This window comes from Pseudomonas cremoricolorata (assembly GCF_000759535.1).
In the GTDB taxonomy this organism is placed as follows: domain Bacteria; phylum Pseudomonadota; class Gammaproteobacteria; order Pseudomonadales; family Pseudomonadaceae; genus Aquipseudomonas; species Aquipseudomonas cremoricolorata_A.
In genome coordinates, this window is record NZ_CP009455.1 from 3,380,841 (window position 1) to 3,399,841 (window position 19,001).

Consider the following 19,001-nt stretch of genomic DNA (forward strand, 5'->3'; position numbering starts at 1 on the left):
GTTATCGCTCGAGACGGAGAGTTGTAGTGATTTCAATGTCTTCAATCATCCCTTCATTGATTGCATAATTGATGCGCAATGAGACGTGCTGGAAGTTGGATGTAATGCTTTCAAAGTGAAGTATCAGGCCGGCATTCACGCTGTACGCTTTAGGGTGTACGGACGAAATATCTAGTTCGTAGCGGTCATGTGCTCTAGCCTTTATTACTGACCACTGACTTATCCCGACAGTGAATCCCGGTAGCAGTACAGCAAGTTCGACCTTTGAGTTGGACTTTGCGGTCCCGGTGGTGGTTATGATTTCGAGAACTCTGTACTGCCAATCAGTGTCTTCATGCCATTGAGTGTCGATACCGGACACTCCAAGACTTAGAGCTTCCTGTGCTGTAATTAGTCTTGGTCTATATGTCTCGGACTGCCATGCTGTGACTTCAGTTTGCAACGACAAAAACCTAGGTAGCCTCTGATTGTTATCCAGAACGATACCGGCGCGAATTTCACCATCATTTTGGCCGCTGCCAAATATACTGCGCGCAGCCCAGAATTCTAATGGGCTATGAAGGCGTTCACTTGCTTTCGCGTGAAAATACATGCCTCCGATAATCACCGCTGCGCCTACCAGGACTAAGGCACCTGCAGCCAATCCGGCAAAAGGGATGAAAGCTGTAGGTCCTGCTATCGCCAACGCCGCTTCCAGAGTGATGATTGAGCCTGCAGCAGTGGTGAATGCACCGGCGATAGTATAAGAACCCGCGGTATGGTCTCCATTATCAAGCTGGCGTGATCCTTTAAAGATGTCTGAAACCAGGCCAAATGCAGTTGCCGGATATCCTGTAATCCGCGCAAAAAGGTTGCTTCCCAAGAACTTAACAATTCCATTACCAAACGCCATGCCCGGTGCTGTCGCTCTAAACTTCAGTGCCACCAGTTTGTGCGCAGCACGCGCACTCACTAGCGCTGCCGCTGTCGCGCCGATTACGCCGAAGATCGATGCAGCAAACCCCGTGCCTGTCTCCAACGAACGATCGTTCTGCAAGTTTTTGTATGCAACGTTCAAAGAGATTAAGTTGAACCACAACATTCCTGCATTCAGCGCGCTGCCCGCGCCTGAGGTCAGCAGTGCAATGAACTTGGGCTTCACCCGTGTCGTCGTGGTAGTTTCCACGGCGACCTCCCTGCTTCCCGTTACCCGCACCTGTTTCAGCTCTTCAACCTCGGTCATGCCCTTTTTCAGGAATTCCTCCACTTCCTGACTGAAGGCATCCGCTTTGATTGCCTGATCGGTGATGCGATAGCGCGCAGCCAGCAACCCCATGATTTTTTCGGAGTTGGCTTCGGCAGCAGCGGCCAGCACGCGATTTTTCAATCCCTGGCTTTTGTCCCAGCGCGTCTTGCCCTTGAGGCGCTTGGACATCACGGTATTGACTGCTTGTGCGGTGAGATCGGTGACTCCGGCATGGGCAGGGAAACGTCCGGCCAGGCCTGCGAGCAGGCTGTCGGTCGCGCCCAGCAGGCTTCCCACTGCATCGGCCTTGTCCTTGAATGGGTTAAACGGCGCGACGGCGGTGTACAGCGGGCTGTCGTGTTGGTCGAGCCATTGCTCGAGCCGCTTGAAGCGGCTGTCCTGCTCTTCGGTGCCGATGGCGGGTTGGCTCATTGGCAGGATCATCAGCGACAAGGTGATTTCCAGGCCCAGGGCCGAGCGCTGGTTGTCGCGGTCGTAGCTGGCCAGCGCGGCTGCCAGGCTGTATGGGTTGTCGATGTAGCGGGGCTCGGCGGTAGCCAGCCACAGGTCGTGGTCACGACTGGCTTCCAGGGCCCGTGTGCGCAGGGCCGCTAACTGCGCTTCCAGTGCGTCGCGCTCATCGAGATACGCCAGGTACTTGGCCGTGTCGATGCGCAGCCCGAGGCGTGCGCCATCGGGTGAATAGTCTTCATCGGTGAGGGCGCGGTAGCGCGCTGCGGCGAGCGAATGCATCGGGTTGTCGTGGGTCGGCTTGAGCCTGAAGCCTGCCAGTTGTGGGGGTGGCGACTCGGCTGGGTAGAGGCTCTCCAAGGTTTTGTTGAGCAGCAGGGCGATCAGGTTTCGATGGTGAAAATCCTGGCTCTTTTGGCTGATGCGCTCCACATCCTGCCGATAGCACATCGGCACCTGGTCGTTCTCGGCACTGCGCGCAGGCGCGGTGTGTTCCAACTGCTCGCTGGGCATCAGGTCGCGCAGTTGATGCTGGAAGGCTGATGCTGACAGGCTCAGGTCCATTGCCAGGCCTTCGGCATCGGCCAGCACCACCACGGCCGGGACTTTAGGGCGGGTCGACGGGTAGGCCTTGGCCATGCCCATAAGGTTGCCGATGTGCAACGTATCGGCTGGCGCATGGCTGCTCCAGCTCAATGGCATACGTTGATCGGCGGGTTTGAAGTCTTCCACCCAGCGCTGCAGGGCGCTGACCGGCAGGACGTGAGGCTGGCGGGAGTGATCCGGGGTGCCGTCGATCAGCTCGGCGATGTTCAACTGGCGCAGGTGCCGTTTGCGCAGCGTCAGCGATGTGGTAATGCGCGCGGTGACGGCGTTGGTCCACAGGTGTGGGCTGTAGCCGATCCACACCTCGCTGGCGATGTCCTTATCTGTTTCGGCCCACACCCAGCCCATGGCAAGGCCGGGCAGATAGCTGCTGCGCTGGTCGTAGTTTTCCAGGCCGCGGTAGCGCAACTCCCTGTAGTTGCCTTCACCGTCGTACTCGTGGACGATCAGCTTGCTACCCTCTGTGCCCGTCATGAACACGTAGATGTAGCCAGGACGAAGGGCACGCAGGGTGTAGGCGGAATGCTTCAGGGATGGAAACTGTTGTTCGAGCGCAAAACCGGCCTCGGCGTAGCGCACTGCGGGGGCATCGCTGTTGCGTGGAACGATGGCGTAGCGCACCGGAAGAATCGGTACGCGCACGCTGCAGGCGCGTTTTGAGGTTGCGCTGCTTACGTTAGCGTCAGTCATGGGCGCATCCCGACCGTGTTCCAACGCCAGCTGTGCTCGCGGGCAGGTTTGAGGTCAACGCAGACCGGACTGGGCTTAGCCAGTCTGAGGTCGGAAGTTGCAAGGGAAGTTCAGAGTGGGCAGGCATGAGCGCTCCTCGTCGCCGGCTAACGTTCAGGACGGACCAGACAGGCATGACCCATCCGGTCCGAACGTTGCTAGATCAAACTCACTCCTTCGGTTTGCGCCAGTCGTCCGCGCCTGCCGTGCTTGCGATGAGGTGCTCCCACTCGATTCCCCGATAGGCCAACGAGACCCTGAGGAACTGCGTGAATGGTTTGTTTGCTTCGTCCTGGATATGCGGCATTTCCAGATCCATATCGACGATCACTGCATCAGTGAGCTTGGTCGTGAAAAAATGCTCTTGAATGCCTTCGACCGAGGTCCGGTACCAACTGAGTTCCACTTCGGTGAGCACCTCGCCGGTCGAGAGGGCGCTGTAGAGCAGAGGTACCGCCTTGTTCAACGCACATGTGAAAATCAGCGGTCCGTGCACGCGCTGGCCTGATGGCTGACCGTTGTGAGGGTCAGTCGGGACGCTGATGCGGTGCTTGATTTGGTGCACCAGGATTTGGTCCTCGTGGCCTTCCTGATAGATATTGCCCACGGAGTCGGCGGTGAAAGCACCTTGGGTGATGTTGCCTTGGGTGGTGCCGGTGATCTTGATGTAAGCGGGTGTTGGCATGGCAGTCTCTCCTGCGTCCATGTGGATAAGCACGCGCACCGGGGGTGGCGTGGCCATCGGGAGCGATGGGCTTGTCAACGAGGCGATGGCCTCGCTAGTCGGTTGAAGTCAGTGGTGCCGGCGTCCGTCGACTTACTGCAGCAAGATGCCGTTGAGCGAACCCAGCACCTCGGTGGTGATCTGGTTCAGACGGTGGCTGTAGAGGCCGTAGGCCAGTGCCATGACCAGTGCGCAGATAGCCAACGGGCTCCACCAAGGCCATCGTCGATGCATGCGAAAGTTGCGTGGGGCAACGTTGGCATAGGGCGCACCGACCTCTTGCAGGGTAGGCCCGCGACGCTCGCGGATGATCCCGTGGAGTTGGTGAATCAGGCTGTTGAGGGTTTCTTCACCCTTCGGGGCGATGGCGTACTTGCCCTTCAGGCCCAGACACAAAGCGAAGTAGGTGAACTCCAGTACGTCCTGGAAGCGCTCAGGCTCTTGCATCAGTCGGCTGAGCACTGTGAAGACCTTCTCCCCGCCCCAAGTTTCGTCGTGAAAGATGCTCAGCAGAGGTCTCTGGCTCCAACAGCTGCTTCTGCCCCAGGGGCGCTCCATCACGGCCTCATCGATGTGCAGGCACTGAACGTACGAGTACGCCACCAGTTGAGCAGGGTCGTAGCCTTGCTGGCGCATCTCTTCGCGGATGTTGTTGATCTGCCCGATCACCTGCTGGTGTACGGCGCTGATGTTCGGCAGAGAGTCGAGGGTGCGCAGGCGCATCACCAGCCCTAGCAGGGGTAATGCGGCATCCAGCATCTTGTTGGCGTGAATGCCTCTCAGCTGGAACTGCGGATCGGCGGGGTAGCCTTCATCGACAGGTTCGCGGGGTGATTTCGGGTCTGAGCCGGTAAGGTCTGGCGTGCCCCATTGCATTTCCGTGGCTTGAGCTGTTTCCAAGGGTGTCTGCGCACCGTTGCAGGCTTCCATTTCATTCACTCCTAATGGCCCAGAACTGCAGCTCAAGCCCGGGGAAGTCCCCAGCGATGTGGATACCGAAGCCATTGGCCGACTTCATGCATGCCCACGACGGATCACGCCGGTTCAGTTCGAAATAGCTGAAGCCCGCGTGGAAAGGCAGGTCGCGGGGGGCGACCGGCAAGGGCACCAGAGCGATGCCCGGCAGTTGCAGTGGCACCAGTTCGTTCAGCGATTCCAGGGAGGTGATCTTGGCTTTCTGCACGAACATCTGGCGCAAGGTGTGCGCAGGCAAGTGCGCGCGTACGGCGAGGATGAACTCCGCTTCGTCGATCAGACGCCGGTCTTCCAGCGTGCTGGTCAGCACCCCATACTCCAGCGCCTGCAGGGGCAGCGATACGGCACGTGGTTGCAGGACCGTGCTCAGCGCTCTGCGCAGGGTGTCCTGAAGGGGTTTGAATGACTCGTACAGCGCCGTGTGCAGATAGGCGGGGTATTGCTGCGGCAATCGGGTTTCATCGGTGAATGTCACAAGCTCACCGCAGGCCTGGCTCATGCACAGGTAAAGCTGTTCTGGATGGATCTGGGCTTGCCTGGACAGATGCAGGAAACAAGGCCACCAGCGATTCATGGCTTGCAACAGGTTGAAGTCGCGGATATCGGCGATGCCTGACTGACCGCCAGCCCCGATGCGTGCGGCGAGGTTGCGCGCCCGCTCGCGCAGGGTGTTGGTGATTTCCTCGAGAAAACGCTGCAAGGCCGGCACTGCCCGCACCGACACGCTGGCAGGATAAAACGCTTCGTCCAATCGCAGGCTGCCGTCGGGACGACGTTCAAGGATGCGTGTCAGGACCAGATGGGTGTAGGCACTACTGTTCTGGGCGGAGCGTTTGAGTTGCAGGTTGGGCACGGCCAGGTCGATCTTTACCAGGTCACCGTCGGCACTGTGGGTGTCTTTGATCTCTTGTGTCTCGGCGCGGTAACGGAGATTGGCCGCATCGTCGGGCCAGCTCACCTCACGGCCGCCCTCGGTGCGCAATGGCAGGCACAAGTACACCGCGCTGTCCTTTGAATCGTCGTCGTGAATTTCCAGCGGCGGTGGAGGGGGCAGGTCAGCGGGAATGTCGAACACCGTACCATCGGGCATGATGCCTCGCGCGCGAGTGATGGCAATCTTGCCGAGGCTCAGGTATTCGTCGTTCAACTGCAGTTCGCTGAAGCCATAGAAGGCGGCATTGAGGCTGGCGAGGCGTTGATGAAGTGCGGCCTCGCCAGACCTGAAGGCATGCTGGAAATGCTGCGGTTTGACGAACAGGCCTTCAGGCCAGAGAACAGGGTTACGAGAGCTCATGAGCGTTCCATGTCAGGGTAAGTAACGAGAGCAGCGGCACCATCAGTCTTCTTCCTTGAGCACGACCTGGGTGTCGTTGAGCAGCACCGAAAGCACGATCTGCCGACCGCGCGGCGGGATACGCAGCACCTGCTGCCAGGTGGCGTCGTCTTGGTTGCGGTAGTCGGCGATCACTGCGACGTAGCGTGTCTCGGCGTCGATCGCGACGAATGGGATGAACTTGAACTGGCCGGGGTGCAGCAGGTAGTCGTCATCGCGCACGTAGGTGCTGCGCAGCGTTCTGGCAGGGTCCTGGTCCAGTAGTTGATACAGGCTGTTGCGCAGCAGAGAGTCGTCGCGCAGTTGCAGGATCTTGATGGCGATCGGCGTGGCGACAGGCTCTGTGGCCACCTGGGGCGTATTCGGCAGGGTCAGCAGCACCTCGGGGTCGCCGTAGCTGCCAGGCGTGCTTTCTTGCAGGGGTGAATGTGCCGGAGCATCCTCCTCAGGCGAGGACACGGGGGACATTGCAGGGAATTGTTCTTGAAGGTACTCGAGCAGTTCCCCGACTTTCTCCGTCAGTGCGTAAGGGTCGCCAGCGCTGAGGCTGACGGCATAGGGGCTGGGCTCCAGGGCGTCGTTCGGTTCGGCCCACGGCGCTGCGCTGTTCGGGTTGCCATTGACGGTAGGGCTGGCATTGATGCTGAAGGCGATTTGCGTGGGATGGTCCGCGGGCGGGCCTATGGGCAAGGATGGGTTCATCACCACCTGGCCTATTTTGCTCAGCGCCGTGCAGGCCGAGAGCATCAGCGTCAGTGCAAACAGTGTGAGGATGCGGGCCTGCCGATTCATGGACGCTCTCCGTCCAGCAGACGCTCAAGGGCATCCTTTGACCAACCCTCTTCATCCTTGAGACCAGGCATGGCAGCGAGCGGGTCGCTGTCGGCGCAGGGTTGTAAGAGTGCACAGAGGTCGCTGACCAGGCAGGCATGGTTCTGCTCAGGCTGGACATGTTCAGGCCATTCGCCGATCAGCGTGTCAATGCCTCGCAGGTTGGGGTCGAACGCGTCGTCCAAGGCCTGCGCTTCGTTCGGCGAGTGTTGCACCCGGATTCGGTAGGCGCCGATGTGCAGTTGGTCACCCTCCGCCAGACGTCGGGCCGACCAGCCATCCAGGGCGAGGGCGCTGTCGTTCAGGTAAGTGCGCTGGCAGCAGTCGATCACGCAGAAGCCGCCCTCGATCCAGCGAATTTCACAGTGCGCAGGTGCAATGCTGTGTTCGCGATCGTCCATCAGCCAGTCGGCGCACGCGCTGCCGATGGTGCCGCCGGTTCGGTCGAAAGAGTGGCGGGCGATGACCGTGGGCAGCAATTGATCGAGGTTGACGATGCTCAGGATCAACTGGCTCATGAGCGCCCCCTGAAACGCACCACGGGGCGGATCGCGCCGTGCCTGTCGTCGACAAAGCTGGTCCAGCCCAGGTAGGCGCCCTGGTTGCGGTGCAGGCAGAACGGCGAAAGGGCGTTGTGCTTGAGGTGCAACTCCAGGTCGTAGGCCAGCCCATCGCGTAGCAGAAAGTCGATCAGCGCCCGCAGGCGACCGAAATTGCTACCGCTGGGCAACAGATCCAGCAGTTGCGTCTGGTCGAGTCCGCTGATGACGATGACGAATTTGCTGCTGCGAGTGCGTGTGCGGCTGCCGATCGAGAAGGTGCGGCCAAGAGCACCGTTGTCACGCCCCAGGCTAACCCGCTGTCCAATGGCGATGGGCACCGCTCGGGTTTCGAATTCGCGAATCCGCACCTGCTGCAAGTCGAAGCAATGGGCAATGATGCCGGCCACCGTGCCGGGTGCTCGGCTGCGGCTGGCGATCACACCGGCAAAGCTGAGCAGTCGACTCCAGGGCAGTTCGGTGGCACCGCGCAGCTGTTGGTCGTTGAGTCCGAGCAGGGCAAAGATGTACTGGGAAAACCTGTCGCGGGCTCCAGACTGGAAGCGGATGTAGTAGCGGTATTTACGCCAGATGCGGTGCAACAGGCTGAGCAGATAGTGGTTGAAGAAATCGAAGAAGGCCGGCCGCACGCCCAGGCCTTGGGCATGTTCATAGGCCACCTGCTCCAGATAGTAGGTGGGTAAGGGCGAGTCGCTGCCGTGCAGGCCCATGAAGGTGGTGCATACGCGATAGCGCTGGTGCTCACCGGGCATCCGTGCTGCCCTGTAGACATCGGTGACCGGGAAGCTCAGCCGTGGATCGCTGGCCAGGCGCACGCGCAGGCGTGTGGCGTGGTCTGGCCAACGCGGCTCGAGGTCGTCACCGTGCAGCCCATGCAGTCGTTCCAGCAACTGGAAGAAGTTGTACTGGTGCGCATCGGCGAGCAGCTTGTCGGCTAGATCAGCGGTTGCTTGCCGGTCTGAAGGGGCCATGTGTAGTGCTCGTTGTTGGTGGTGTTGATCACTTCCAGTTGATGGAAGGAATTGATGCTGGCGTACAGGGCGAAGAAGTGCGCCAGCACACAGCTGAACAGGTACAGGTCGCCCTCGCAGAGAAAGGCGGACTGATCCAGCTTCAGTTGGCTGTACAGGCCGCGAATCGGTTGCCCATTGATCAGCCAATCCAGCGGCGCTGTCTGCACGTCCTGGATACCGTCGAGGCGTTTGCGCGTGGTGCGCGCCTGCTGAATATCGTGCAGGGCGGCGAAGTCGTAGGTGCGGATGACCGCTTTGAGCGGCTCGGCTGCAAGCAGCGAGAGGTAATTGAGCGACATGTTGGAGACCAGCGCCCACTGCAACTGGCCGTCAAGCACTGGTCGGTAAGGACGGGTAGGCGCGCATAGGTTGGTGTAGTCAGCCAGGGGCGGCGTGGCTTCGGTGAGCTCGCTGATATCACCGATGCCCAACGCCAGGGGCAGGTCGCGGTTGCTGCAGGTGAGATCGATGGAGGCTGTTTCCAGCTCACCGATATAGGTGTTGGCATCGCCCCGCACGAAGGCGATGCGGTGCGTGACACCCTCCTCGTTCAGCGATGCTTCGAGCATGTGTCGGTAGTAAAGGGCGGTGCGCCCCTGCACATGTTCGATCTCATGGGCGAACGATTCAAAGGCGCGGAAGGTGCGCAGATGTTCGCCGCCCTCGCCGTTGCCGGTGGTGCGCGTGCTGATGACCTGATCAACGCTGAAAATTTCATAGGCCTTGCGCTGCGCGCCTTTGGGCTTGAGTTCCATCTGCGCGGCGCGCCCGGAGAGGTCGATGGGCTCGGCGCTGTGGGCGAACAGATTGACTGCCGGGGTGCAGAACAGGCTGAAATCGGCGTTGCCGATTCGCAGGGTATCCGGCAACTGGCGACTGAAATTAAATTCGATGTCGAACTGGCTGGCGTGTGCGCTTGGCCAGACCTTGTCGAGTCCGGTCAGGGTGAAGAAGTGGAAGCGCTGCGGGAAAATGAAGTACTCCTGCAGAATCCGGTAGCCATCGAACACGTTGCGCGGGTAGGGCAGCAAAGCCTCATCGGGGGTGAAACCGGGGAAGGCAATGCTGCTGGCGGGCAGCCGGCTTACCTCGCCATTGATAGTGATGCTGACGTGTCTGAGGTACTGCGAAATCCACAGGTACAGTGTTCGGGCGGTACGGGTGTCGCCGCTCAGATGAAATTCCAGTGACGAGCATCCGAGGGTGTCCAGTGGTCGCTCGATCACGCTCGCCAGGGCGATGCGCACCATCGAGTTATCGAGCGTCTGGGTTGCGGTCACCGTGCTGATTTCGAACGGGTACAGACTTACCGGTGTGCAGGTCCGAAACTCGCACGCCACGCCATCGACAGGCCTGGAGAACAGCCTCGAACCTTTGGCGATCTGCTGCGTCTGGCTAAGCGATTGCTGGCGTGGAGTGAAGCGGATGATCGTGACGCTCGGCAGTGGCCGCAGGTAGTTGGGCCACAGCAGTTGCAACATCGGATGGGTCAGTTCTGGAAGGTCGTCTTCCAGTTTGAGCCGCAGCTTGGCGGTCAGAAAGGCGAAGGCCTCCATCAGCCGCTCCACGTCAGGGTCGCTGCCCTTGCTTCCGAGAAACCGTGCAAGCTGCGGGTTGTCCCGGGCGAAGTCATCGCCTAGTTCATGCAAATAGCGCAGCTCTTCGGCGAATCTTTCCTTGAGAGACATCCCTCACCTCACTCGGGTATGACGGCTATGGCCGTTGACCATCAGATCCAGGTCGAGCTGCTCGGCGTGGTCGTTGACCTGAACCTGGCAGTCCAGCCTGAAATGCAGCTCCTGAGGCGCATGGCAATCGGGCACCGCCTTGAGCGCATGTACCTGAATGCGTGGCTCGAAGCGCTGGATGGTGCGGCGAATGTCGGCGCTGATCTGCTGCAGCAATTCGCCACTGCTGCGGTCATGTCCGTTGAAGTCCTGCAGTCCCAGATCAGGGCTGCTCTGGGAGCACCCCTGGCGAGCATTGAGCAACGTTTCGAGGTGGCGTTTGATGATGGCGAACTTGTAGCTGGCGCTCTCCTGCCGGGAGGTTTCCCGGCAGGCGGACTGATCTGCAGTCAGGCGATCGAACAATCCACTCATTGCGCGTCCAGCCGCCCGACGAGGGAGATTTCGAAGTTGGCACCCATGTACTTGAAGTGGGGACGAACGGTGAGCGACACCTGATACCAACCGGGGTCACCGGCAACATCCGCTACCTCGACCCTGGCGGCGCGCAGTGGTCGTCGGCTGCGCACGTCGGCAGAGGGGTTCTCTTGGTCTGCGACGTACTGCTTGATCCACTTGTTGAGCTCTGACTCAAGATCGCGACGCTCCTTCCAGCTGCCGATCTGCTCGCGCTGGAGCACCTTGATGTAGTGGGCCAGGCGGTTGACGATGAACAGGTAGGGCAGCTGTGTGCCGAGCTTGTAGTTGGTCTGCGCCTGAAAACCCTCAGGGGTCTTGGGAAAGTGTTTCGGCTTCTGTACCGAGTTGGCAGAGAAGAACGCGGCGTTGTCACTGTCCTTGCGCATGGTCAGCGCGATGAAGCCTTCTTCGGCCAGCTCGAATTCCTTGCGATCGGAAATCAACACCTCGGTAGGGATCTTGGCCTGCAACTGCCCCAGGGATTCATACAAATGCACCGGCAGGTCTTCGACGGCACCGCCTGATTGCGGACCGATGATGTTCGGGCACCAGCGATAGCGGGCAAAGCTGTCGTTGATGCAACTGGTCAGCAGGAACGCCGAATTGCCCCACAGGTAGTTGTCGTGACGACCCGCGATATCTTCCTGATAGTTGAAGCTGGTGACAGGATGCTCCTGGGGGTGATAGGCCGAGCGCAGCATGAAGCGCGGCCCGGTCAATGCCACGTGGCGTGCATCCTCGCTCTCACGGAAGGCACGCCACTTGGCATGACGTGGCCCGGCGAAGATGTCTTTGATCTCTTTGAGGTTGGGCAACTCCTCGAAGCTGCTCAAGTTGAAGAACTCGGGCGAGGAGGCGGTCAGGAACGGCGCGTGGGACATGGCGCCTACCGACGCCATGTAGTTCAGGAGTTTAATGTCAGGCGACGAGGGGCCGAAGTCATAGTTGCCCAGCATGGCGGCGACGGGTTCGCCACCGAACTGGCCATAGCCTGCGCTGTAAACATGCTTGTACATGCCACTGCAGGTGATATCTGCAGCATTGTCGAAGTCGTCGAGCAGGTCCTCTTTGCTGACATGGAGAAGTTCAAGTTTGATGTTCTCTCGAAAATCCGTGCGGTCGACCAGGAGTTTAAGGCTGCGCCAGGCACTCTCCAGGCGCTGAAACTCAGGGTGATGCAAAATTGCATCCATTTGCCTGCCCAGCACGCGATCCACTTCGGCGATCATCTGGTCGACACGATGTTTGTTTATAAGTTGATCTGGATCATGACTTTTGAGGATTTCCGAGATAAATGCCACGACGCCGTGTTTGGCGACTTGGTATCCCTCTTGCGCGGGCATCAGTTTGGTTTCTGCCATGATTTGTTCGAGCAGGCTGGCATGGCCAATTGTGTCGATGGTGGTATCGGCGGCCACGGGAATGGTGTTCTGTTCAGGCATGGGACTCTCCGCTGTCTTGATCTTCATTTGGCGCTTCCAGCGCCTGCTCCAGTTCTTTGGCCAGCTGCTTGCGCGCCTGCTCGTTGCTCAACAAGTGCTGTAACTGTTTGCGAAAGGCGGGGGCGTTGCCCAGCGGGCCTTTGAGTGCCACCAAGGCTTCGCGCAGCTCCAGCAGCTTGTTCAGTTCGGGCACCTGGTGGGCGATTCGGTCGGGTCCGAAGTCGCTGATCGACCTCAATTGCAGGGCCACGGCCAGTTCCGCGCCTGGAGCGGGATCGAGCATCGAAGGCACCGACATGGCCAGAGTGACCTCGGCATCGCTCAGCACGTTGTTGAACGTGTGTTTATCAATGCGCATCACCGGACGGTCTTCCAGCGCACGGTGGTCATTCAGGCCGAAGTCGCCCAGCACCAACACCTTGTGTGGCAGCTCTATCTCAGCCTGCTCGTCGCCAGTAGCGGGTACGTATTTGATGTTTATACGTTCCTTGGGGGCGACTGAGCCTAGGTTCTTAGCCATCAACAGTCTCTCCTTGAGTTGTAGGAAGTTTCCGTAAAGATTGTTAGTTCCTACAATAAGCTGTAGGAAGTTTCTCTCGAAGTTCAGATTCGCTAGTGTCGACCGCTAGGGCGGATTTCACTTTTAAAAACTGCATTGGGGAGAGTTGATTAGTCGAGAAAGAAAGTGCAACGAAATATTTATTTGTGGTCAGTTGTTTTGATGGTCTAGGATTTCGCCAGTTTGCAGGCAAGGGCTGCGCCCAGTGAGGGGTGTGCAAGTCTGTATATGGCTAAATGAGTGTAGGAAAAGGGATGTGGTTTGCCGTGAACGCTCGGAATACATATGGCGCAGGTCTATTCCTGCTACTCAGTTGTCTGCCGATATCCGCATACGCTGTTCAAGACTGTGCAAACATTGTGTCGAACCTTGAACGCCTGGCATGTTTCGACAAGTCTGCCGGCACCCCGGCTCGGCTGGACCGAATGAAATGGTCCGCGCCAGAGCAGGACTCGCCTACCTGGCGTCGGGTGATGGCTCATGAGGCCCGTCGAAAGGCAGATGACCTCACCTTTCGTCTCAGCGCCGAGCCCGAGGGGGTGCTGATATCCGCGCCCGCAATCGCAACGCCCTCTGCGTACCTGGTCATCAGCTGTGTGCAGAATATTTCCAGACTGCAGTTGGTCCTTGGCCAGCCCCTCGATGCAGGGCGGGTCGTGGTGCGCCTGCAGAGTGAGCGCCGCGCCACCCATGCAACGCCATGGCAGGTCATGGAGAACGGCCAGGTACTCGATGGCGGTCGTGGTTTGCCGGGAATCGAGCAAATCAAGCAACTGATCGGTGCTCACCGGATTCAGGTGGAGGGCGATCACCCGAGCGTCGATGGTTTGGTGTTCGACGCACAAGGGCTTGACCCGCTCATCGACCAGGCGCGCAAGACATGTCGCTGGTAGCGCCGGGCGCAGGAAAGGAGTTGGCTCGCTTGCTGGCGCCTGTCGATCCCCAGGCACCGGCCGGCCTGTTCGATGTAGAGGATGAGACCTACCAGGCGATCGACCAGGAGATGGTCAAGCTGGGCGGGTTGCAGGAAGCCTCGATCGACTGGGCCTATATCGAAGAAGCCGCCTGCCAGTACCTGGCTCATCAGTGCAAGCATCTGCGCATCGTCGCCCATTTGAGCGCTGCGTGGCTGCGTAGCGGCTGCTGGCAGCGTTGGGGGTTCACACTGGCGTTGCTTGCCGGTGTCATCGAGCGCTATTGGGAAACGGCGTGTCCAAAACCGGGCCCTACCGGTTTTATCGGCAAGCGCAAACTGGTTGGCATGGTGCTCACCCGTCTGATCGACGCTATGCCACGGCTGGACCGCTTCACCTATGACGCCACACATTTCGCCACGGCTCAGGATGGGTTGAGGTGCCTGCAGTCGCAGCGAGACACCGCTCAGTTGGATGCAACGGTTCTAGCCGACCTGGAGCGTTTGCTGGGTCAGCATGCGGCGCTTGTCAGCGGCGCCGTTGAACCTGCCCGTTCGACCCCTTGCGCCCCAAGCAGCACGCCGACTGCACCGCTCGAGACCGTTGCCGCGCCGATGCCGCGGATTGCCGTGGGTAACGAACGAGAAACCCGTCGCGCCGTACTGGGCATGGCTGAACTCATCAATCGACAAGACCCCTACGACCCAACGGGCTATCAGCTTCGTCGCTTTGGGCTGTGGGCACACATCCAGACGGCCCCACAAGCCAGACAGGACAGCCGAACGGAACTGATGGCCGTGCCGCAGGACATTGTCGGTGACTACGAAGAGGCTATCGCCGGTACCACGGTCGACGCTGCATTGCTGCTGCGTATCGAAAAGAGCGTCACCGCCTGCCCGTACTGGATTCGCGGCAGTTACCTTGCAGCCGCTGCCGCAACGCGGCTGGCAATGGGCGAGGTGGCTGAGGCGATCCGCTGCGCGACCGGCAGGTTCGTACTGCGTGTACCGGCGCTGCAAGCGCTGTGTTTCAGCGACGGCAGCGTGTTCGTGGATGACCAGTGTCTGGCCTGGCTCAAGGCATCACAAATGCCGTGCGAGCAGGACCCAGGCACTCAGGAGTTCGCGAGCCTGCGCGAGGAGATGGTCGCGCAGTTGGAAAGCGCTGGCGTCGAGTCGGTGCTGCTCAAACTGCAAGGCATGCAGACCGAGCTGCGAACGCCCCGAGAGCGCTGCCACACCACGCTGATCGCCGCCGACCTGCTGGCCGCGCGCGGTGTGTCATGGCTGGCCCAGGACCTGTTCGCAAACGTCGCACACCTCATGCAGCACACCACGGCCAGTGCCTGGGAACCTGAAGTGTTTCGGCGACTTCAGCAGTCTGCCACCCCCCCCATGCTGGCCGATCGACACAAGGAGTCACGATGAATCAACTGTGGAAGCTACTCAGACGCTGTGGCCTGCCGCTGCTCACGCGTATCGGTCTGGCGATGCCGCTTCTGCTCGTGCTCGGCGCTGTGCTGATGCTCGTCGCCATCTGGTGGCTCGGCCCGCTGTGGACCTGGCGCGGGCAGCAACCGCTGGCCAGCATGGCCCATCGCAGCCTGGCGAGTCTGTTGCTGATACTGGTGCCTCTGCTGTGCTGGCTGGTGGTGCTCGGCACGCGCTTTCGCCGGTTGCAGGCGCAGAATCAGCAGGCGAGCGCCGCCGAGCTTGACCAAGTGCTGCCCCTGATCGATGCACAACAGGCAGCACTCGATCAGGGTCTTGCCCATTACCTGGACAACGCCGGAGGTCGCCGCGCGCTGTATCGGCTGCCCTGGTATTTGCTGGTCGGTGACGAGGGTGTCGGAAAAAGCACGTTCATCGATCGCAGCGATCAGAATTTTTCCCTGACGCGCATCGACAAGGCCCAGAAGCAGGGCAAGCACGTTCAGGCGCTGCCGTATCCGGTGCACTGGTGGGTGAGCGATGACGCGGTGATCATCGATCCGCCCGGTGCTTTCATTCGCCAGGAGGGGCTCTTAAAACAGCACGGCGCAGACGAATCGACGCCACCGCCGGCGACCACGGCAAGATTGTGGCAGCACCTGTTGGGCTGGTTGCTGAGCAACCGTAGCGAGCGTGCGCTCAATGGCCTGTTGCTGACCATCGACCTGCCGGCACTGTTGCATGCAAGCCCTGAGCAACGTGCTGCGCTGGCACATGTCCTGCGCGCACGTCTCCATGAGGTCAGTAGCCGGTTGGGTTCGCGTCTGCCGCTGTATGTGATGTTGACCAAACTCGACCTGGTGGAGGGCTTCGACCAACTGTATGGCAGTCTCGCGCCTGCCAGACGAGAGGACATGCTGGGCTTCACTTTCAAGCTCGACGCAAGTGGCAGCTTCGACGCCTGGCTGGACGAGTACGACGATCACTACCAGCGGATGATCAGCCAACTGTTCGAGCAGGTGGTGGATCGAATCGACGAACTCGGCAGTGCAGCGGCGCGCACGCGGCTGTTCTCGCTGCATGCCCAACTGGCCGGTCTGCGCCCGGTGTTGAAGCATTTTCTCGGTGAAACGCTGGCCAGTGACCGCTTCACTACGCCTGCCCTGGTGCGTGGCGTGTATTGGTCTTCGGTAGCACAGCAGGGCGATGTGCTCAATGCGTTCATTCGCGAGGCCGCGCAACCCTACAAGACCAAACGCCCCCTGCGTGAAGGCAAGGTATCGGCCAAACCGCTGGCCTATTTCATCCGGCATGCCTTTAAGCGCGTCATTCTCCAGGAAGCCGGTCTGGCCGGAGACAACATCAGGGTCGCCCGGCGCAAGCGCCAGTTGCTCTGGCTCAGCGCGAGTGTCGGTGGGCTGGCGGTCTGCGTGGTCATCGCCAGCTGGCAGCACTACTTTGCCATCAACGCGGCCAAGGCAGCCAACGTGCTCGCCAAGAGCCGCGAGTACAGCCATTACCAAGTCGACCAGAAGATCGACCCCACCGGACGCAACCTGCTCGAGCCACTGGATCGGATCCGCGATGCCGTCGCAGTGTTCGGTGACTACCGTGCCGCCTGGCCGGCCGTTGCTGATCTGGGCCTGTACCAGGGCCACGCCATCGGCCCGCGGGTCGATGAGGCCTATCTGAGTTTGCTCTCGCGACGGTTTCTACCGGCCTTGGCCAGCGGCGTGGTCGACGCCATGAACGCCGCCCCGCCCGGCAGTGAACAGCAGATGGCGGCGCTGAGGGTCTATCGGATGCTGGAGGACCGGCGCAACCGGCGTCCCGAGTGGGTCCAGGACTGGATGGCCCGCCAGTGGCAGCAGGCGTTTCCCGGCCAGGGTCAGCTGCAGCGCGACCTCATGCAGCACCTGCAATACGCCTTGGCCTACGCCGACACCGACCTGTCGCACTACCGCGAACGGGTGGTGCAGGTGCAGCAGACGTTGCGTCAGGTGCCGCTGCCTCAACGTGTCTACGCCGGCCTCAAGCAACAGGCCCAGGAACAACTGCAAAGAGGCCTTGACCTGCGTCAGCAGGTCGGGCCGGCATTCGATGTGGTGTATCAGCCGGCTTCTTCATCAGCGCGGATCGAGGAGGGTGTACTCCTTGCCCCAATGCTCACGGCCAAAGGTTTCAGGGAGTATTTCGAGCCGCGCAGCCGACAGTTCGCAGAGATGGCCATGGTCGATCAGTGGGCGTTGGGCGAGCGCGCGCAGTTGGATTACTCTGCGGCTGACCGCCAGGCGCTCAGCGAGCGACTGCGTAGCCTGTACAGTGCCGACTACATCGACAGCTGGCGGCGGGGCTTGAACGCGTTCGCCATCGCTGACTTCCGCGACCTTGACCAGGCTGTGTCGATTCTCCAGCAACTGACCGGGCCTGCGGCGCCGTTGCAACGTTTGCTGGAGACGGTGCAGGAAAACACTTCGCTGTCGGCGCCCGCACGTGCACTGGCGAGCGGGGCCGAGAGTCAGCAGCTGGCCAGCGGTGACGTCGAGCAGCAGCTGGCGTCGACCATCGAGCGTGCGTTCGCAGGGCTCAGTGGGCTGTTGCAATCATCCGCTGAAAAGCCGAGCTACTACGATGAGATGCTCAGTGCCATCAGCGCCGTCCACGACTACGCCAAGGCCGTGCAGACCAGTCCCGACCGCGGCAAGGCGGCGCTGCAGGCGGTGCATCAGCGCTTTTCGATGACCGGCAGCGACCCGCTCAGCACGTTGCAGAGGGTGGCGACAGGGCTGCCTGAACCTCTCAACCATCAGGTCAGGAAAGTCGCCGAGCAAACTGCGCGCGTACTGAATGTCGAAGCCCTGCGCGAGCTCGAGCGGCGTTGGGACAGCGAGGTGTACAGCTTCTTCCAGCAGCGCCTGGCCGAGCGTTATCCCTTCACGCTCAGAGCGCCTGACGCGTCGCTGGATGACTTCGAAGCGTTCTTCGGGCCCAAGGGCCGGCTGCAGCAGTTCCATCAGCAGTATTTGAAGCTCTTCCTCGAGGACAACCTGGAGGCGTTGCAGTCCGGGCAGCAGGGGCAGTCGCTGATCCGCAGCGATGTCATCGAGCAATTGGCGCTGGCAGAGCGCATTCGCGAGACCTTCTTCGATCAGCGCGGCAACCTGAGCGTGCAGTTGAGTATCGAGCCGTTGGGCTTGAGCGCGAATCAGCGCACCAGCTTGCTCGACCTGGATGGCCAGCTGATTGCCTACACCCACGGGCCTGGTCAGATTACCGGTATCGTCTGGCCCAACACGCTGGGCCAACAGGTGCGCAGCAACCTCACGCTGCTCAGGCAGAACGGCAACAGCAGCAGCCTTGAATACCGCGGTCCGTGGTCAATGTTTCGGTTGCTCAGTCGTGGTTCGCTCAACGGGCGGACCGCGACCAGCGTGGACTTGAGCTTCAAGACCGGGGACGGCGTCATGCGCTACCGGGTCAACGCGGAAAAGGCCTTCAACCCGATCACCCAACAGCCGTTCAAGCACTTCCGCTTGCCGAGGGGGCTGTTGCAACTCAGCGCGGATGTGGCCCAGGCCGGGGGTGTGGGCAGTTCAGCGCTGTAGGCGAGGGGAGTGGAGGGTGTGCGCTGGGCAAGGCCTGCGCACGTCCTTTCTGAGCAAAGCCAGGTCTTGCTCGAACGACCGACGGTTCATCGCGCTGGCGCTGGTCAATCGCCGTCACACCCAAAGCATGAAGGCGCTGCAGTGGCCTTCTGGCAGAACAGGGTGGTGGCAACGTTGATGGTGCCGTTCACCTTCGGTCACGTGTCCAGCACCCACCTCTCAAGATTGACACTCATCAGATTGATCGCTTCGCGCAGCGGTTCACTGATGTTGCTTTGAAGCCCCAGGGTGGTACACAGGCCGCCACACATCACCGGCAGATCAAGGCTGTGAGCAAGGCTTGTGCCCCTTCAGAGCACTGCTGAACCTGCGACTTGGTTGCACGGCTGGTTTCTCGAGGGTCGGGCAAAGGAAGGAACAGTAGGGTCGTTGCGGCA

General features: G+C 60.4%; 14 protein-coding genes. 3 read left to right on the top strand and 11 right to left on the bottom strand.

Going from position 1 to position 19,001, the window contains the following annotated elements; genetic code table 11:
- Window position 1: 1 nt before the first annotated feature.
- The 11 genes from LK03_RS15475 to tssB form a co-directional block, all read right to left on the bottom strand.
- The gene (locus LK03_RS15475; RefSeq protein ID WP_038413254.1) at window positions 2-2,992 is read right to left on the bottom strand and encodes a T6SS effector BTH_I2691 family protein; all 2,991 of its coding nucleotides are present in this window, start codon (window positions 2,990-2,992) and stop codon (window positions 2-4) included.
- A 208-nt stretch (window positions 2,993-3,200) separates the two neighbouring features.
- Entirely contained in the window at window positions 3,201-3,716 is a 516-nt protein-coding gene (locus tag LK03_RS15480) for an Hcp family type VI secretion system effector (RefSeq protein WP_038413256.1), read from the bottom strand.
- 132 nt (window positions 3,717-3,848) lie between these two features.
- Complete coding sequence (gene icmH, locus LK03_RS15485; RefSeq protein WP_240478670.1) at window positions 3,849-4,631, bottom strand: type IVB secretion system protein IcmH/DotU; 783 nt, start codon at window positions 4,629-4,631, stop codon at window positions 3,849-3,851.
- A 55-nt stretch (window positions 4,632-4,686) separates the two neighbouring features.
- Entirely contained in the window at window positions 4,687-6,024 is a 1,338-nt protein-coding gene (gene tssK, locus LK03_RS15490) for a type VI secretion system baseplate subunit TssK (RefSeq protein ID WP_038413258.1), read from the bottom strand.
- Window positions 6,025-6,066: 42 nt separating this feature from the next.
- Window positions 6,067-6,855: a type VI secretion system lipoprotein TssJ gene (tssJ, locus tag LK03_RS15495; RefSeq protein WP_038413260.1), complete on the bottom strand. Its 789-nt coding sequence runs from the start codon at window positions 6,853-6,855 to the stop codon at window positions 6,067-6,069.
- Entirely contained in the window at window positions 6,852-7,412 is a 561-nt protein-coding gene (locus LK03_RS15500; RefSeq protein ID WP_038413262.1) for an FHA domain-containing protein, read from the bottom strand. Before LK03_RS15500 ends, tssJ begins: the two co-directional genes overlap by 4 nt.
- On the bottom strand, window positions 7,409-8,425 hold the full coding sequence (gene tssG / locus LK03_RS15505) for a type VI secretion system baseplate subunit TssG (RefSeq protein WP_038413264.1): 1,017 nt from the start codon (window positions 8,423-8,425) through the stop codon (window positions 7,409-7,411). The genes LK03_RS15500 and tssG overlap by 4 nt, the downstream gene beginning before the upstream one ends.
- Window positions 8,389-10,155 (bottom strand): type VI secretion system baseplate subunit TssF, encoded by a 1,767-nt coding sequence (tssF, locus tag LK03_RS15510; protein WP_038413266.1) that lies wholly within the window; start codon window positions 10,153-10,155, stop codon window positions 8,389-8,391. Before tssF ends, tssG begins: the two co-directional genes overlap by 37 nt.
- A gap of 3 nt (window positions 10,156-10,158) precedes the next feature.
- A complete protein-coding gene (tssE, locus tag LK03_RS15515) occupies window positions 10,159-10,569 on the bottom strand; it encodes a type VI secretion system baseplate subunit TssE (protein WP_038413268.1) in 411 nt (136 codons plus the stop codon).
- A complete protein-coding gene (tssC, locus tag LK03_RS15520; RefSeq protein WP_038413269.1) occupies window positions 10,566-12,056 on the bottom strand; it encodes a type VI secretion system contractile sheath large subunit in 1,491 nt (496 codons plus the stop codon). Before tssC ends, tssE begins: the two co-directional genes overlap by 4 nt.
- Window positions 12,049-12,576, bottom strand: a complete 528-nt coding sequence (gene tssB, locus LK03_RS15525) for a type VI secretion system contractile sheath small subunit (RefSeq protein WP_038413271.1) — start codon at window positions 12,574-12,576, stop codon at window positions 12,049-12,051. Before tssB ends, tssC begins: the two co-directional genes overlap by 8 nt.
- Window positions 12,577-12,869: 293 nt before the next feature.
- Here tssB and vasI point away from each other — a divergent pair, with 293 nt between their 5' ends.
- From vasI to tssM, 3 genes are read left to right on the top strand one after another with little or no spacing between them, the layout of a single operon-like run.
- Complete coding sequence (vasI, locus tag LK03_RS15530) at window positions 12,870-13,508, top strand: type VI secretion system-associated protein VasI (RefSeq protein ID WP_081951616.1); 639 nt, start codon at window positions 12,870-12,872, stop codon at window positions 13,506-13,508.
- Window positions 13,496-14,956 (top strand): type VI secretion system protein TssA, encoded by a 1,461-nt coding sequence (gene tssA, locus LK03_RS15535; protein WP_038413272.1) that lies wholly within the window; start codon window positions 13,496-13,498, stop codon window positions 14,954-14,956. The genes vasI and tssA overlap by 13 nt, the downstream gene beginning before the upstream one ends.
- Window positions 14,953-18,564: a type VI secretion system membrane subunit TssM gene (gene tssM, locus LK03_RS15540; protein WP_038413273.1), complete on the top strand. Its 3,612-nt coding sequence runs from the start codon at window positions 14,953-14,955 to the stop codon at window positions 18,562-18,564. Before tssA ends, tssM begins: the two co-directional genes overlap by 4 nt.
- Window positions 18,565-19,001: the final 437 nt, after the last annotated feature.

What these genes read in the sequence shown, in the direction of transcription:
- tssK (WP_038413258.1), bottom strand. Translation starts at nt 6,024, where the DNA reads ATGAGCTCTCGTAACCCTGTTCTCTGGCCTGAAGGCCTGTTCGTCAAA.
- tssF (WP_038413266.1), bottom strand. Translation starts at nt 10,155, where the DNA reads ATGTCTCTCAAGGAAAGATTCGCCGAAGAGCTGCGCTATTTGCATGAA.
- vasI (WP_081951616.1), top strand. Translation starts at nt 12,870, where the DNA reads ATGTGGTTTGCCGTGAACGCTCGGAATACATATGGCGCAGGTCTATTC.
- tssB (WP_038413271.1), bottom strand. Translation starts at nt 12,576, where the DNA reads ATGGCTAAGAACCTAGGCTCAGTCGCCCCCAAGGAACGTATAAACATC.
- tssE (WP_038413268.1), bottom strand. Translation starts at nt 10,569, where the DNA reads ATGAGTGGATTGTTCGATCGCCTGACTGCAGATCAGTCCGCCTGCCGG.
- tssG (WP_038413264.1), bottom strand. Translation starts at nt 8,425, where the DNA reads ATGGCCCCTTCAGACCGGCAAGCAACCGCTGATCTAGCCGACAAGCTG.
- LK03_RS15500 (WP_038413262.1), bottom strand. Translation starts at nt 7,412, where the DNA reads ATGAGCCAGTTGATCCTGAGCATCGTCAACCTCGATCAATTGCTGCCC.
- tssA (WP_038413272.1), top strand. Translation starts at nt 13,496, where the DNA reads ATGTCGCTGGTAGCGCCGGGCGCAGGAAAGGAGTTGGCTCGCTTGCTG.
- tssC (WP_038413269.1), bottom strand. Translation starts at nt 12,056, where the DNA reads ATGCCTGAACAGAACACCATTCCCGTGGCCGCCGATACCACCATCGAC.
- tssM (WP_038413273.1), top strand. Translation starts at nt 14,953, where the DNA reads ATGAATCAACTGTGGAAGCTACTCAGACGCTGTGGCCTGCCGCTGCTC.
- LK03_RS15475 (WP_038413254.1), bottom strand. Translation starts at nt 2,992, where the DNA reads ATGACTGACGCTAACGTAAGCAGCGCAACCTCAAAACGCGCCTGCAGC.
- tssJ (WP_038413260.1), bottom strand. Translation starts at nt 6,855, where the DNA reads ATGAATCGGCAGGCCCGCATCCTCACACTGTTTGCACTGACGCTGATG.
- icmH (WP_240478670.1), bottom strand. Translation starts at nt 4,631, where the DNA reads ATGCAATGGGGCACGCCAGACCTTACCGGCTCAGACCCGAAATCACCC.
- LK03_RS15480 (WP_038413256.1), bottom strand. Translation starts at nt 3,716, where the DNA reads ATGCCAACACCCGCTTACATCAAGATCACCGGCACCACCCAAGGCAAC.